Consider the following 15219-nt stretch of genomic DNA (forward strand, 5'->3'; position numbering starts at 1 on the left):
AGCAAGCCGAAACAGATCCCAGCTTTCGCTGGGATGACGGAAAGACAGAATGAACGACACCGCCTCCACCGCCCGATTCGTCAATATCGGCGAGCGCACCAACGTCACCGGCTCGGCCCGGTTCAAGAAGCTGGTCATGGCGGGCGATTATGCCACCGCCGTCGAGGTCGCGCGCGAGCAGGTCGAGAACGGCGCACAGGTGATCGACGTCAATATGGACGAAGGGCTGCTCGACGCGGTTCATGCCATGACGACCTTCCTCAAGCTGATCGCGGCCGAACCGGACATCGCCAGCGTGCCGGTGATGGTCGACAGCTCGAAATTCGAGGTGATCGAGGCGGGGCTGAAGTGCGTTTCGGGCAAGCCGATCGTGAACTCGATTTCGATGAAGGAAGGCGAGGCGGCCTTCCTCGAACACGCGCGCATCTGCATGAATTACGGCGCAGCGGTGGTCGTCATGGCGTTCGACGAAACCGGGCAGGCGGACACGAAAGAGCGCAAGGTCGAGATCTGCCGCCGCGCCTACGCGCTTCTGACCGGCATCGGCTTCCCGGCCGAAGACATCATTTTCGACCCCAATATCTTCGCTGTGGCGACGGGGATCGAGGAGCATGACCGATACGGGCTCGACTTCATCGAGGCGGTGGCGGAGATCAAGGCATCATGCCCGCATGCCAAGACCAGCGGCGGCCTCTCCAACCTCAGCTTCAGTTTCCGCGGCAACGAGACCGTGCGCCGCGCTATGCATTCGGTGTTCCTCTACCACGCGATCCCCGCCGGGCTCGACATGGCGATCGTCAACGCGGGCCAGCTCGACGTTTACGACCAGATCGATCCGGCGCTGCGCGAGGCGTGCGAGGACGTGATCCTGATGCGCCGATCGGACGCGACCGAACGGCTGATCGACCTCGCCGAAAGCTACAAGGGTGTCGACGCCAAGGCGGAGAAGGAAGCCGAGGAATGGCGCGGCTGGCCGGTCGAGCGGCGGCTTGAGCACGCGCTGGTCAAGGGCATCGATGCCCATGTCGTCGAGGATACCGAAGAGGCGCGGCGGGCGAGGGCCGAAGCCGGCGGGCGCCCGATCGAAGTGATCGAAGGGCCGCTGATGGACGGCATGAACGTCGTCGGCGACCTGTTCGGCAGCGGCAAGATGTTCCTGCCGCAGGTGGTCAAGAGCGCCCGGGTGATGAAAAAGGCGGTCGCCCACCTCATCCCGTTCATCGAGGCGGAGAAGGATCTGCTGCCCGAGCAGGAGCGCAAGGCCAAGGGCAAGATCGTCATGGCGACGGTCAAGGGCGACGTCCACGATATCGGCAAGAACATCGTCGGCGTCGTGCTTCAGTGCAACGGCTACGATGTGGTCGACCTCGGCGTGATGGTGCCGTGGCAGAAGATTCTCGAGGTGGCCAAGGCGGAAAAGGCCGACATCATCGGGCTGTCGGGCCTGATCACCCCCTCGCTCGACGAGATGGTTACCGTGGCGGAGGAAATGAAAGGCGGCGGATTTACCCTGCCGCTGCTGATCGGCGGGGCGACCACCAGCAAGGTCCACACCGCGCTGAGGATCGACCCGGCCTATGACGGCCCGGTGATCCATGTGCTCGACGCAAGCCGCGCGGTCGGGGTCGCGAGCAGGCTGCTGTCCGACACCCAGCGCGACGAATTTGTCGATACGACCGCCAGTGAATATGAGAAGGTCCGCGAAGCGCGCGCGGGGAAATCGCCGAGCGTCCTCCTCAGCCTGGAAGAGGCGCGCGCGAACTACTACGACGCCTTCCTCAGCGACAAGCCCGCACCGCCGCTCCAGCCGGGCCTCCATGTGTTCGACGACTGGGATCTGGCGGATTTGCGCCAATGTATCGACTGGACCCCGTTCTTCCGCGCATGGGAACTGCACGGCAACTACCCGGCAATCCTGACCGACGAGGTGGTTGGCGAGACCGCCACCCAGCTGTTCGCCGATGCCAACGCGATGCTCGACCGGATCATCGACGGCAAATGGCTTACCGCCAGGGGAGTGGCCGGCTTCTGGCCCTGCGCGCGCGACGGCGATGACGTAACGCTGCATCTGGCGGAAGAGGAACGCCATGTGGTCCTCCCGTTCCTCCGCCAGCAGGTCAAGAAGAGCCGCGACCGCGCTAACATGTGCCTCGCCGATTTTATCGATCCGGCGGGTGACTGGATCGGCGGTTTCGCGGTCGGCATCCACGGGATCGAGCCGCATTCGGCGCGGTTCCTCGCCGACAAGGACGATTATTCGGACATCCTCCTGAAGGCGCTGGCCGACCGCTTCGCCGAGGCCTTTGCCGAGCGGCTGCACCAGCATGTCCGCACCGACCTGTGGGGCTATGCGCCGGGCGAGCAGCTGACCAACGAGGCGCTGATCAAGGAAGAATATCGCGGCATCCGCCCCGCCCCAGGCTATCCCGCCTGCCCCGACCACAGCCTCAAGCCGATCCTGTTTGACCTGCTCAATGCGACGACAAATGCCGGGCTGACCCTGACTGAGAATTTCGCCATGTGGCCGACCGCTGCCGTCAGCGGCTTCTATTTCGGCCACCCGGAAGCTGCGTACTTCGGCGTTGCCCGCATCGGTCGCGACCAGCTGGAAGACTATGCCAAGCGGCGCGGAGTCAGTCTGGAGCAGGCCGAACGCTGGCTGCGGCCCAATCTCGACTAGGCCCGATTCCTAGGCGTCGCGTCCTTTCAGCGCGTCCAGCCGCTTGAGCATGGGCGTAACCATCGGGATCGTCAGCATCGTGCTCGCCACCGCCATCAGCAGCAGCGCGGTGAAGGCGGTGTTGGTGATGATCTGCTTGTCGAGCAGGATGTTGGCGAAGATGATCATGATCAGCGCCTTGGTCTGGAGCAGCCAGCCGATCAGGCTGGCCTCACCCTTGGCCCAGCCGAGGATGCGCCCGGCCAGAGCGACCCCGATCAGCTTGCCGGCGACCGCCGCAAGCAGCAGCGCTGCGGCGGCCGCGAACACCACGGTCCCGCCCACGTCCCACTCCGTCCGCAGACCGGTCGAGAGGAAGAACACCGGCATGATCGTCAGCAGCACGACATTGCGGAACCGGTCCATCGCCTCGTGGCCGTACCAGTCGGCGTCGAGCACCACCCCGGCGAGGAACGCTCCGACCATGAAATGCATGCCCGACCAGTCGCCGGCGAGGCCGCACAGCGCAAGCCAGATCAGCCCGACTGGCCAGCGGTCCTGCTGCGACAATCGCACCATCAGCCGCCGGATCAGCCAGGTGGCGATGGCAAAGCCGACCAGGAACACCAGCTGCCGCCCGATCCGCTCCCAATCGAGCAGGATCAGCGCCAGCACGCCCCAGATGGCGATATCGTCGAGGCTGGCATAGCGCAGTATACGCTGGCCCAGCGGCTCGCGCAGGATGGCGAGCTTTTCCATAAACAGCACGAGGATCGGCAGGGCGGTCACGGCACAGGCCATGCCGAGGCCGACGATCACCTGCCAGGTCGCGCCTTCCGGCCCCTGCCAACCGGGCCAGCGCAGGATCAGCAGCGCCGCCAGCGAGCCGAGCAGCAGCGGCATGCCCAGCGCGAGGCCGGCGGTGATCGAGGTTTCGCGCCGGTGCTTCCATGCCTGTGACAGGTCGAGTTCGATCCCGGCGATCCACACGAACAGCATCACCGCCCACACCGCCACGCCGTTGAGCATGCCGATGACCTCGGGGCGGAACACGAAGGCGTAATACTCGGGCATGGCGGCGCCCAGCACTCCGGGGCCAAGCAAAATCCCGCCTACGATCTGGACCACCACCAGCGGGGCGAAGTATTCGGTCCTCAACAGCCGCCAGAACAGCCACGGCAGCGCGAAGATGATCAGCAGCGCGATCAGGTAAAATTCGTTGATGGTCATGCTGCCCCCAATGTTCCAGAGCATCTGCGGCGATTAGGAACGCATTGCAACCGGACTGTTCGGACGATCGAGCAAGCTTGGGCCTGTTGCGATGCAAGGTCACGATTTGTTGTGCTTTGATCGATGGACCGCGCTAATCCCGCCGCAATGTCAGCGGTAGTTCACGAAAATCCGGTGGAAACCGGCGGGCGTCTGCCAGAAGTCGCATGCCTGCACGAATTCTGGGCCGCGCATGTGCAAGGCGGGATGCCGGTCCAGCAGATGATCGAGCGGTTGCTGCTCAGCACTCTGGGCTTGGGCAATCTGCAGACTTACCGCTTCCTCCGATCCGGACAGCCCGCCTTTGCCGAGTTCGAGGACTGGATTGTGGCAACTGCCGGCCTGCCCGATTCCAACACCCTTTCGCGCTATCACGGCTGGCTGACCGATTTGCCGCCGAGCATCGAGGCGCAAGCGGAGCTGGCCGAGGTCGATGCTATGCCTCCGGCGCTGAGCGAAGATGATCTCGCGCATTGGGAGGAACACGGTTTCGTCGTCCTGCACAATGCGATTACCGGACCGGAAGCGGCTGCGTTGTGCGAGCTGGTGTGGCAGCAGGCGGGCGGTCGCCCAGATGAGCCGGACAGTTGGTACAGTGAGCGCGAGGGCGGGATCATGCTCGCCTGCTATCAGCATCCCGCGCTCGAAGCGGCGCGGCGTTCGCCCCGCGTGCGCAAAGCTTTCGCACAGCTGTGGGGCACTGCGAATTTGTTCGTGACGATCGACCAGCTCGGCTTCAACCCGCCCGAGAGGGAGGGGCATCCCTTCGCCGGGTCCGACCTGCACTGGGACGTCAGCCTTGCCGCCCCGGTGCCGTTTGCGACGCAGGGCGTGCTCTATCTGTCCGATACCTCGGCCGATCAGGGCGCGTTCCGCTGCGTCCCGGGGTTTCACCGCACGATCGACGCATGGGTTGCCGGGCTCGGTTCGGCAGACCCGCGCGCGATCGATCTGCACGACCGGGAGCATTACGTCGAGGGGCGGGCGGGCGATCTGGTGATCTGGCACCAGGCGCTGCCGCACGGGGCGAGCCCCAACCGTTCCGACAAGCCGCGGCTGGCGCAATATGTGAACCTCTATTCGCCCGACATGGTGATCCGCAGCCGCTGGCGCTGAAGGTGGCAAAACCGCGCATCGCCGATTGACCACGGCACGCGAATCGCGCAGGGCGGTCCGGTCTTCCGGCAGGAGCGATTCTGCCGGACGGACCAGCGGGAGAGACCTTGCCGCAAGGCAGGGCGCCGAAGGAGCAACCGCCCCGGAATCTCTCAGGCCAAAGGACCGCTGGACCGGCTGACACTCTGGAAAGCGTCGCTGCTTCGCGCAGGGACCACCGAAGGAAGAAGTGCGGCGCATCCGCTGCATGAAGCTCTCAGGTTTCCCGACAGAGGGGGCGGTGCCGCGCTTCAACCCGAAGCCGGCGGAGTCGGGGACTGTGATGAGCGATATCGATACCGGTACGGACGATGAAGTGATCGAGGTGGGCACGTTGCCGCTCGATGCGTGGCACCGCGCTCAAGGTGCGCGGATGGTGCCTTTCGCCGGCTATCACATGCCGATCCAGTACGAGGGGATCGTTGCCGAGCACGAATGGACCCGCACCAGCGTAGGGCTGTTCGATGTCAGCCATATGGGGCAGCTGCTGCTGTCCGGGCCCGATCTCGACGCGGCGGTCGAGGGGGTGCTGCCGATCGATCTTTCGACCCTCAAGCTCGGCCAGCAACGCTATTCGCTGCTGCTCGATGACGAAGGCGGCGTGCTCGACGATCTGATGGTCTCGCGCTGGCCCGAGCATCTCTATCTGGTGGTCAATGGCGCGACCAAATGGGATGATATCGGCCATTTGCGCGAGCACCTGCCCGACGAGATTACCCTCAACCACCTCGAGGACCGCGCGCTGCTCGCGCTGCAGGGGCCGAAGGCGGCGGATGCGCTGGCGCGGCACGCGACGGGGGAATATTCCCTGTCCGACCTCACTTTCATGAAGTTCGGCCGCTTCACCCTTGCCGGACATGAGGTGACCATCGCCCGCGCGGGCTACACCGGCGAGGACGGGTTCGAGATATCGCTGCCGGCGGATGCCGCAGAGGAAATCGCCACGCTGCTGTGCGGCGAGCCCGAGGTGAAGCCCATCGGCCTCGGTGCGCGGGATTCTCTCCGCCTCGAAGCGGGCTTGCCGCTTTACGGTCACGACCTCTCGCCCGAAACCTCGCCGATCGAGGCGGGGCTGGTGTTCGGGATCAACAAGCGTCGCCGGACGGAAGGCGGCTATCCGGGGGCCGAGCGGATCAACCGCGAGATCGCCGAAGGCACGGCGCGCAAGTGGGTCGGTCTCAGGCTCGAAGGCCGGATGCCCGCGCGCGAAGGTGCCGAGGTTTTCGCGGGCGACACCAGGGTCGGCACTGTGACCAGCGGCGGCTTCTCGCCTTCGCTCGGCTACCCCATCGCCATGGCCTATGTCGCCGCCGAACACGCCGCAACGGGCACCGCGCTCGAAATCGAAGTCAGGAACAAGCGTCTCGCCGCCACGGTGGTACAGGCGCCCTTCGTACCGCATCGCTACTACCGAGGGAGCAAGTAGAATGGCCCGTTACTTCACCGACGAACACGAATGGATCGATGTCGATGGCGACAATGCCACGGTCGGCATTACCGACTATGCGCAAGGTCAGCTGGGCGACATCGTCTTCGTCGAGCTGCCCGCCACCGGCACCATGCTCGAAAAGGGCGGCGATGCGGCGGTGGTCGAAAGCGTCAAGGCGGCAAGCGACGTCTATGCCCCGATCAGCGGCGAGGTGATGGAAACCAACGACGCACTCGAAGACGATCCCGCACTGGTCAACACCAGCCCTGAGGAAGACGGCTGGTTCTTCAAGATGACCGTTGGCGACAAGGGCGAGCTCGAAGGGCTGATGGACGCCAAGGCGTACAAAGCGTTCTGCGACGAGCTATAACGATGTGGGCGGCGCCGCAGAATCTGGCCGAGTGCCATCTGCTGGTGGCGGTCCCGCTCTATGACGGGGCGCAGGGGCCGTTCCTGCGCTCGCTGCTCGCGCTGACCGGAGTTGCGCGTGCGCGGGAACTGAAACTGAGCGTCGCTCTGCTGACCCATCAGCCGTCGATCAACCGCGCGCGCAATTCGCTGATGACCAGCTTTCATGACGGCAGCTACACCCACATGCTGTTCGTCGACGGGGACATCGGATTCAACGCGGACGAGGTCATCGGGCTGGTCGAGGCGATGCTGGCCGACCAAGCCCGCGCGATCATCGGCGCGCCCTGTCCGAAGCGGCTGATCAACTGGCAAACCGTCGCCGCAGCGGTGCAGAAGGGATTGGCGCAGGACAATCCGGCGGACCTGGAGAAGTTCGCCGGGGATTTCGCCTTCGAGCTGCTCGATCCGCTTGCGCAGATCGCGCTCGACCGACCGGTCGAGCTGGCCAAGCTCGGCACCGGGCTGATGCTGATCCGCCGCGATGTTGCCGAGGTGCTGCGCGCCGCGCACCCTGAATACGAATACCGGCCGAACCCGGTCGAGCGTGCGGCCAGCGGATTGAGTGAAACGGCGCACGCTTTCTTCCAGCCGATGATCGAACCCGACACGCAAAAACTCCTGTCCGACGACTATGCCTTTTGCCGCCGTGCACGCGATGCCGGCTTCCGTATCTGGCTCGCGCCGTGGATGCGCACAACCCACACCGGGCCGGCGACATTCTCCGGTTCGCTGGTCGATCTCGCCCGACTTTTCCCTTCCTCCCAAACCGAGTGATCCCATGCGCTATCTGCCCCTGACCGATACCGACCGCGGCGAAATGCTCGCGAAAATCGGCGTGTCGTCGATCGACGACCTGTTTGTCGATGTGCCCGAAGAAGCGCGGCTCACCGGCCCGATCGAAGGCCTGCCGCTCCACGCCAGCGAGATGGCGGTCGAAAAGCACATGCGGCGGCTGAGCAAGAAGAACCTCGCCGCGGCCGATGCGCCGTTCTTTCTCGGGGCGGGGGCCTATCGCCACCATATCCCGGCGAGCGTCGATCACATCATCCAGCGCGGGGAGTTCCTCACCGCCTACACGCCCTATCAGCCGGAGATTGCGCAGGGCACGCTGCAGATGCTGTTCGAATTCCAGACCCAGGTCGCGCGGCTCTATGGCTGTGCGGTCGCCAATGCCTCGATGTACGACGGCTCGACTGCTTGCTGGGAAGCGGTGGCGATGGCGCATCGGGTGACCAAGCGCAAGCGGGTGGTTCTCTCGGGCGCGCTGCATCCGCATTATGCCGAAGTCGTCCGCACCATGGCCAAGTTTACCGACGACGAGATCGCCGACGCCCGTCCATCGATGCAGCCCGATCCTGACCTGGAAGGCCTGATCGGCCGCATCGACGACGCGACGAGCTGCGTCGTGGTGCAGTATCCCGATATTCTGGGGCGTCTGTCGGACCTGTCGCAGATTGCCGAGGCCGCGCATGCGAAAGGCGCGCTGCTGGTGGTGGTCAACACCGAACCGGTCGCGCTGGGGATGGTCAAATCGCCGGGCGAGCAGGGCGCGGACATCGTGGTGGGGGAAGGCCAGTCGATCGGCGTCGGCCTTCAGTTCGGCGGGCCGTATCTCGGCCTGTTCGCGGTGCGCGATCCCAAGCATGTGCGCCAGATGCCGGGCCGCCTGTGCGGCGAAACGGTGGATGCCGAGGGCAAGCGCGGTTTCGTGCTGACGCTGTCGACCCGCGAGCAGCATATCCGCCGCGAGAAGGCGACCAGCAACATCTGCACCAACAGCGGGCTTTGCGCGCTGGCCTTCAGCGTTCACATGACCTTGCTGGGTGAGAAGGGCCTGCGCCAGCTTGCGTCATGGAACCACAGCCTCGCCTGCACCGCCGCCGAACGCCTGGTCAAGGTACCGGGAGTCGAGCTGCTCAACGCCACTTTTTTCAACGAGTTCACGATCAGGGTCGGTCGCGACGCGCGCGAGCTGGTGCGGCTGCTCGCCGACAAGGGCATATTGGCCGGGGTCTCGCTCGGAAGGCTCTATCCTGATTCGGAGGGCCTCGACGACGCCCTGCTGGTCGCGGTGACCGAAACGACCAGCCACGAGGACATCGAAGTGCTGGCGGTCGCGCTTAAGGAGGCCCTCGCATGAACAGCCCCAACGCATCCGGATGGAAGCCTGAAATGACCCCCGCAGACGGCGAAGGACCCGAAACCCTGACCGGCAACCGCGCCCTCATGCTGGAGGAACCGCTGATCTTCGAACTCGGCAATGCCGAAACCACCGGGGTCGATTTTCCGATCGAGGACGGAACGAACGCCTCGCTGGGCAATGTGGTGGAAACGGTCATCGACGAGGTGTTCTACCGGATGGCCGCCTTCGATCGCCGCGATTCCATCGGCCTGCCGGGGCTGTCGGAACCGGAGACGATCCGCCACTACACCCGCCTCAGCCGCCAGAACTATGCCATCGACCTCGGACTGTTCCCGCTCGGCAGTTGCACGATGAAGCACAATCCGCGGCTCAACGAGAAAGTCGCGCGGATGCCCGGATTTGCCGATGTCCATCCGCTGCAACCGGTCGAGACTGTGCGCGGCGCGCTGGAGGTGATCAACGAGCTGGCGCACTGGCTGATCGAACTCACCGGAATGCACGGCGTGGCGATGAGCCCCAAGGCGGGCGCGCATGGCGAGCTGTGCGGCATCCTGTGCATTCGCGCCGCGCATGAGGCGCGCGGCGATGCGCGCAAGGTGATTCTCGTGCCCGAAAGCGCGCATGGGACCAACCCGGCGACCGCTGCCTTCGCGGGCTACGAGGTCGAGGATATCCCGGCAACCGCCGAGGGCCGGGTCGATCTGGAAGCATTGAAGGCGAGGCTGGGGCCGGACGTTGCGGGGGTGATGATCACCAATCCCAACACCTGCGGTCTGTTCGAGCGCGACATGAAGGCGATTTCCGACGCGGTCCACGCTGCGGGCGGCTACGTCTATTGCGACGGGGCGAACTTCAACGCCATCGTCGGCAAGGTGCGTCCGGGCGATCTCGGGGTCGATGCAATGCACATCAACCTGCACAAGACCTTCTCCACCCCGCACGGCGGCGGCGGCCCCGGATCGGGGCCGGTCGTTCTATCGGAAGCGCTCAGCCCGTTCGGCCCGCTGCCATATACCGCGCGCACGAAGGATGGCGTGGTGCATCTGGTTGAAGAAGAAACCGCCGACGCGTTCTCCGAAGAACATTTCGCCGGGAAAATGCAAAGCTTCGGCCGGATGACCGCGTTCCACGGGCAGATGGGCATGTTTACCCGCGCGCTGACCTATATCCTCAGCCATGGCGCAGACGGCCTCAAGCAGGTGGCGGAAGACGCAGTGCTCAACGCCAACTACATCCTGCGCAGCATGGAGGACCTGCTCGACGCGCCGTTCGGGGCGAGCGGGCCGTGCATGCACGAGGCGCTGTTCTCCGACGCCGGGTTCGGCGGCGGGTTGTCGACGCTCGATCTTGCCAAGGGGCTGATCGACGAGGGCTATCATCCGATGACGGTGTACTTCCCGCTGGTGGTCCACGGCGCGATGCTGGTCGAGCCGACCGAGACCGAGAGCAAGCATTCGCTCGACCAGTTCATCGCCGCCTTCCGCCATGTTACGGAGCGCGCGAAGGCGGGTGACGAGGGTCTGAAACAAGCCCCCTATTACGCACCGCGCCGCAGGCTCGACGAGACGCAGGCCGCGCGCAAGCCGGTGCTGGCGTGGAGCGAACCGGAGGCGTGAGGCTGCCAACATGCGGGGTTGCCAAGGCGGCCCCGCTTCCGCCACAAGGCGCGGCAAGCACAGCATAATCCTGGGTCGCGCAATTCCGAGAGGACGGATTTGGGCGAGAGCGCAAAAGTGAGTTTTGTCCGGCGCGGCTGGCGCAATGTGCGCGAGGCCGGCCCGCGCCGGCTTGCGCTGACCATCGTCCTGCTGCTCGCTGCACTCGTGGTGGCGCGGTTCAGCTGGTCGATGCTAGGGCTGAGTCCGGCAGAGGCCGCCTTCTACGATATCCGGGCCTACACTGCGGCGTCGCGCGCCGCCGTCGATCAGGACCCGCGGATCGTACTTGTCGAATACGACGACGATGTGTTGAGTGAGCTCCCGCAGCGCCAGCCGCTTGATCGTCGCGTGTTGATTGCAGCGCTGCGAAATCTCGACACGATGGGAGCCAAGGCGATCGGGCTGGACATCATCTTCGACCAGCCCCAACCGCAGGACGAGGAGCTGATCGAACTTCTGCGGTCGATGAAGACGCCGGTTCGAATCGCCTACCTTTCAGGCGAAGTGGCAGACGAACACATCATCTGGAAGCAACAGGATAATCTCGACAAATTTATGGCGAGGCTTGAAGGGAGCGATGCGAGGCCGGTCAACGTCCTGCAGCAAAACAGCTTTGGCGTAACTCGGCTGTTCCCACCGCTCGACGACCGCCTGCCGCCGCTGATGGCGCGTTCGATGTTGGAAGCGGGCGGCGAGGGTTCGAAGACTATGCCCGGATACACCGGCGCGATCCGTTTCCGGCTAGGTTCGCGCGACGGGCAGGACGATACGGCCGAAAGTGGCAAGTCTGCAGTGTCCGAGCCGCTTTATCCTGCTTTTCCTGTGACCCTTTTTGCGGACCCCGAGATTGCATCAGGCTTCACCGAGATGGTCCAAGACCGATATGTTCTGGTTGGGAGCAATCTCGTAGATGTCGACCGGGTGTCGACTACCTTGACCAATGGAACCGGTTATCGCCCGCCCGGCATGTGGGTCCATGCTGACATGATCGCGCAAATGCTCGATGGGGCAGAACTGCCGAAGCCCCCGCCAATCACGCTTTGGTTACTTGCCTTCCTATTCGTGACCATGGCGATCCTGACTGGCTTGCTCGAATGGGGAAGCTGGCGAATCTATGCGCTGTTCGGTGCGCAGTTTGCAATTATGCTTGGTATCCCGTTCGTGCTGCACTTTCAGGGTATCGACACCTACGGCTTGCCTGCGATCGGCTGGCTTGCCGGGTGGATCATCGCCTTCACCGCGGTCACTTCCGCCGCCCGGGCGGCTGGCGCGGTGCAGCGCAATTTCGCGCAGGGCGCGCTCGGCAAGTATCTGCCCCGCGAAATGGCGAAAGAAATCATCGACAACCCCGAGCTGCTCGCGCTGCACGGCGAGAAGAAGGCGATCTACGTCCTCTTCTCCGACCTCGAGGGGTTCACCAAGATGAGCCACGCGATCACCCCGGAAATGGTCGCCAAGCTGCTCAACCGCTATCTCGAAATGCTCAGCCAGGTGGTGCTCGACCATGGCGGGGTGATCGACAAGTTCGTCGGCGATGCGGTGGTCGCCTTCTGGGGCGCGCCGATCGCCAAGGACGACGATGGAACGCGCGCGGCCAAGGCGGGGTACGCGGTGTGGCAGGCGGGCGAGGCATTCCGCGCCGAGGTTGCCGCGATGGACCCGAACCTGCCCAAGATCGGCAAGACCCGCGTCGGGCTGCACTATGGCGAGGCGGTGGTGGGCAATTTCGGCGGCGACACGCGGATCCAGTACACCGCGCTGGGGGATAGCATGAACACCGCCGCGCGGCTCGAAGCGGGCAACAAGGCGCTCGATTCCAGCGTCATGGCAAGCCGCGAGTTCGCCGAACGCTCAGGTCTCGACTGGTGGCGCCCGATGGGGCGCATCGTGCTGCGCGGGCGCGCCCAGCCGGTCGATATCATGGAACCCGCCCCCGATTTTCCCGTCGAAGACAGGAAGGTCTTGCTTCAGGCCATGATTTTGTCGGAAAAGAACAATACCGATGCGGTCGAACTGATAGAGAAGGTCTCTGCACGGCATCCGGAGGACGCGGCGCTTGCCAATCTGCTGCACCGGATGCGCAATCTTGGCGAGGGAAATGCCTATGTTCTCGGGTAGAAAAATTCGCAGTTCGCTGCTCATCGCGGGCGTTGCCACAGGGCTGGTGCTGGCTGGCGGCGCTCAGGCGGGTGTGGTGGTCAAATCGAGCGGGCCGTCCGCCGGCCAGTATCCGCCGGGCAAGAAGCTCGACGATGCCAGCTCGGTCACCCTCAAGCCCGGCGATACGCTGACCATCCTCGCCGACGGCGGTACCCGTGTCATTTCCGGTCCGGGGACGCACCGCGTCGCTGCACGCGGAACCAGCCGCCGAACCACTATGGCCACCCTTACCCAGCAGCGTCCCAAGGAGCGGCGGATTCCCACGGCGACGCGCACTGGCGCTGCCTTGGGGACTGCCCCGGCTTCGAACCTGTGGCAGGTGGATGTCACCAAGTCGGGTGCTATGTGCTTGCCCGATCTTTCCGCGCTGACTTTCTTCCGGCCAGGCGGGGACCAGCCGTCGACCTACATGCTGACGGCTCCCGGAATGATCGAGCATATTCACGTCGCGTTTCCGGCCAATGAATCGCTTGTCGACATGGATTCGGATACGCCTACGGTGAAGGAAGGGGTCGACTATGTCCTGACCGGACCGGGAGGCGAATCCTCCGTCATCTCGTTCAAGACGCTGGCCGAGCCCGCCACGACGGGGGAGGCGCTGGGGCTGCAGTTGATGGAAAACGGGTGCGAATCGCAATTGGAGCTTCTCACCGCCAAGATGATGCCGCAATAGAACTTCGATTGGCCGAACCGGGTCGCACGGCCCTGCCGACACGCCACAAGGCGGCGCAGGAACCAGGACTGCAGTTGATCCCGCAGAGGGTCCCGCATGGGCGCGGGGCTGCGGGATACCGGGAGGCAATGGGACGTGCGATACCGAGACCGCACCGCAGCCAGGTCGGGGCATGGAGCCGGCCGCTGCGCTGATTTAGCAGAATCACCGAATCCCCCCTTGCGGCCTCGCGCCGATTGCCTAGTCTGCGCGGCTGGGGGGTATGTGTCGTGATGCGGTTTGGGGGAAAAGCCTTCGTCCTAGGCGCTCTGCCATTGCTGGCAGGGCTGGCCTTGCTCGCCGGTGGGGGATCGAGCGCCGACGCGCAAGCGAACGGGGCGCGGATCGAAGGCGTTGCCTCATGCGCGGGATCGACCTGCCACGGCCGCGCCGAGGGCAATGGCGACGCCGTCCGGCAAGACGAGATCGCCACCTGGCAGGAGCCATCCTCGGCCAGCGGGGCGCACAGCCGCGCCTATGCGGTGCTCTCCAGCCCGCGCGGCAGGCAGATCATTGCCAGCCTGACGAGTTCGGGCAACTACAAGGAATCGGACTGCCTCGGCTGCCATACGACCTACAAGCCCGAAGTCGCCAAGGGCGCGCGCTACCAGGAATCGGACGGGGTCGGCTGCGAGAGCTGCCACGGCCCGGCCTCGGGCTGGCTCGCCTCGCACTATGTGCTGAGCGACGGCGACAATTCGCGCGTCACACATGCCTCGAACGTCGCGCGCGGGATGACCGATCTCACCAAGCCGCGGGTGCGCGCCAATGTCTGCCTCGACTGCCACTACGGCAGCGAGAAGACCGGCCAGTTCGTGACCCATGCGATGATGGCTGCAGGCCATCCGCGGGTGACTTTCGAGCTCGACCTGTTTTCCGCGCTCCAGCAGCATCATGATGAGGACGCCGACTACACCGGCAAGCGCATGAAGCCGGCGACCGACAGCGTGCGCCTCTGGGCAGTCGGTCAGGCCGAAGCCGTTGCGCGCTCGACCGAGCTGTTTGCCGGTCCGCGCGGAGCGAAGGGCGTCTTTCCGCAATATTATTTCTACGACTGCCACAGCTGCCACCGAACGATCACCGATGCCGAGCAGCGGCGGCTGACCTTCGAAACCAACCCGGGCCGCCCGATCGAGTTCGGGCAGGCCCCGTTCAACGACGAGAACATCATCATGCTGTCCTCGGTCGCGCGGGCGCTTGCCTCAGGCCAGGCCGCGTCGTTCGATTCGGCGAGCAAGGCGTTCCACGCCGCGATGGGCGAAGGGCGGGCGGAAGCGCAGGCGGCGGCGCTACGGCTCAACCGCGAAGCCAACGCCCTGGCCGGTGCGCTCGACCGGGATTTCGACGGCAACGATGCCTTCACGGTGATCCAGAAGATTTCCGACACCGCGACCGCGCCGCGCTTCACCGACTACACCGGTTCTTCGCAAGCGGTGATGGCGGTCGATACGCTGCTCAACGCGCTGGTGCGCGATGGCCGGATCACCACCGGTGCGGCGGCGAGCATCCGGGCGGATATCAATGTCGCCTATGGCGCGGTGCGCAGCCCCGAGAGCTACAAGCCGGTCCAGTTCCGCGCCGCCCTCGCCCGGGCAACCGGCGCGATCGGAAGGCTGCGGTAGC

The 15219-nt window shown here is 64.8% G+C and carries 11 protein-coding genes and 1 riboswitch; of the genes, 10 read left to right on the plus strand and 1 reads right to left on the minus strand.

Annotation, left to right across the window (positions count from 1 at the left end):
- The first annotated feature begins 49 nt into the window (after positions 1 to 49).
- Positions 50 to 2680: a methionine synthase gene (gene metH / locus NSO95_RS02505; RefSeq protein WP_257594563.1), complete on the plus strand. Its 2631-nt coding sequence runs from the start codon at positions 50 to 52 to the stop codon at positions 2678 to 2680.
- Between the two features lie 9 nt (positions 2681 to 2689).
- Here the strand turns inward: metH and NSO95_RS02510 are convergent, their stop codons facing one another.
- The gene (locus tag NSO95_RS02510; RefSeq protein ID WP_257594564.1) at positions 2690 to 3889 is read right to left on the minus strand and encodes a cation:proton antiporter; all 1200 of its coding nucleotides are present in this window, start codon (positions 3887 to 3889) and stop codon (positions 2690 to 2692) included.
- A 147-nt stretch (positions 3890 to 4036) separates the two neighbouring features.
- Here NSO95_RS02510 and NSO95_RS02515 point away from each other — a divergent pair, with 147 nt between their 5' ends.
- The 9 genes from NSO95_RS02515 to NSO95_RS02555 all read left to right on the plus strand — a co-directional run bounded on the left by NSO95_RS02515 (position 4037) and on the right by NSO95_RS02555 (position 15218).
- Positions 4037 to 5044, plus strand: a complete 1008-nt coding sequence (locus tag NSO95_RS02515; protein ID WP_257594565.1) for a phytanoyl-CoA dioxygenase family protein — start codon at positions 4037 to 4039, stop codon at positions 5042 to 5044.
- Positions 5045 to 5130: 86 nt separating this feature from the next.
- Positions 5131 to 5222, plus strand: a riboswitch (glycine riboswitch).
- Positions 5223 to 5366: 144 nt separating this feature from the next.
- Complete coding sequence (gene gcvT / locus NSO95_RS02520) at positions 5367 to 6509, plus strand: glycine cleavage system aminomethyltransferase GcvT (RefSeq protein ID WP_257594566.1); 1143 nt, start codon at positions 5367 to 5369, stop codon at positions 6507 to 6509.
- A 1-nt stretch (position 6510) separates the two neighbouring features.
- Positions 6511 to 6882 (plus strand): glycine cleavage system protein GcvH, encoded by a 372-nt coding sequence (gcvH, locus tag NSO95_RS02525; RefSeq protein ID WP_257594567.1) that lies wholly within the window; start codon positions 6511 to 6513, stop codon positions 6880 to 6882.
- Between the two features lie 2 nt (positions 6883 to 6884).
- Positions 6885 to 7697 (plus strand): glycosyltransferase family 2 protein, encoded by an 813-nt coding sequence (locus tag NSO95_RS02530; RefSeq protein ID WP_257594568.1) that lies wholly within the window; start codon positions 6885 to 6887, stop codon positions 7695 to 7697.
- A gap of 4 nt (positions 7698 to 7701) precedes the next feature.
- Positions 7702 to 9063 (plus strand): aminomethyl-transferring glycine dehydrogenase subunit GcvPA, encoded by a 1362-nt coding sequence (gene gcvPA, locus NSO95_RS02535; protein WP_257594569.1) that lies wholly within the window; start codon positions 7702 to 7704, stop codon positions 9061 to 9063.
- Positions 9060 to 10682 (plus strand): aminomethyl-transferring glycine dehydrogenase subunit GcvPB, encoded by a 1623-nt coding sequence (gene gcvPB / locus NSO95_RS02540; protein WP_257594570.1) that lies wholly within the window; start codon positions 9060 to 9062, stop codon positions 10680 to 10682. Before gcvPA ends, gcvPB begins: the two co-directional genes overlap by 4 nt.
- Before the next feature lie 117 nt (positions 10683 to 10799).
- Positions 10800 to 12842, plus strand: coding sequence for a CHASE2 domain-containing protein (locus NSO95_RS02545; RefSeq protein WP_257594571.1), 2043 nt, complete (start codon positions 10800 to 10802; stop codon positions 12840 to 12842).
- Entirely contained in the window at positions 12829 to 13557 is a 729-nt protein-coding gene (locus tag NSO95_RS02550; RefSeq protein WP_257594572.1) for a hypothetical protein, read from the plus strand. The genes NSO95_RS02545 and NSO95_RS02550 overlap by 14 nt, the downstream gene beginning before the upstream one ends.
- Positions 13558 to 13829: 272 nt before the next feature.
- The gene (locus NSO95_RS02555) at positions 13830 to 15218 is read left to right on the plus strand and encodes a cytochrome c family protein (protein WP_257594573.1); all 1389 of its coding nucleotides are present in this window, start codon (positions 13830 to 13832) and stop codon (positions 15216 to 15218) included.
- Position 15219: the final 1 nt, after the last annotated feature.

It is taken from the genome of Parerythrobacter lacustris, assembly GCF_024626475.1.
In the GTDB taxonomy this organism is placed as follows: domain Bacteria; phylum Pseudomonadota; class Alphaproteobacteria; order Sphingomonadales; family Sphingomonadaceae; genus Parerythrobacter_A; species Parerythrobacter_A lacustris.

Excerpts from the sequence above, each read along its gene's own strand:
- metH (WP_257594563.1), top strand. The coding sequence starts at position 50 with ATGAACGACACCGCCTCCACCGCCCGATTCGTCAATATCGGCGAGCGC.
- NSO95_RS02510 (WP_257594564.1), bottom strand. The coding sequence starts at position 3,889 with ATGACCATCAACGAATTTTACCTGATCGCGCTGCTGATCATCTTCGCG.
- NSO95_RS02515 (WP_257594565.1), top strand. The coding sequence starts at position 4,037 with ATGTCAGCGGTAGTTCACGAAAATCCGGTGGAAACCGGCGGGCGTCTG.
- gcvT (WP_257594566.1), top strand. The coding sequence starts at position 5,367 with ATGAGCGATATCGATACCGGTACGGACGATGAAGTGATCGAGGTGGGC.
- gcvH (WP_257594567.1), top strand. The coding sequence starts at position 6,511 with ATGGCCCGTTACTTCACCGACGAACACGAATGGATCGATGTCGATGGC.
- NSO95_RS02530 (WP_257594568.1), top strand. The coding sequence starts at position 6,885 with ATGTGGGCGGCGCCGCAGAATCTGGCCGAGTGCCATCTGCTGGTGGCG.
- gcvPA (WP_257594569.1), top strand. The coding sequence starts at position 7,702 with ATGCGCTATCTGCCCCTGACCGATACCGACCGCGGCGAAATGCTCGCG.
- gcvPB (WP_257594570.1), top strand. The coding sequence starts at position 9,060 with ATGAACAGCCCCAACGCATCCGGATGGAAGCCTGAAATGACCCCCGCA.
- NSO95_RS02550 (WP_257594572.1), top strand. The coding sequence starts at position 12,829 with ATGTTCTCGGGTAGAAAAATTCGCAGTTCGCTGCTCATCGCGGGCGTT.
- NSO95_RS02555 (WP_257594573.1), top strand. The coding sequence starts at position 13,830 with ATGCGGTTTGGGGGAAAAGCCTTCGTCCTAGGCGCTCTGCCATTGCTG.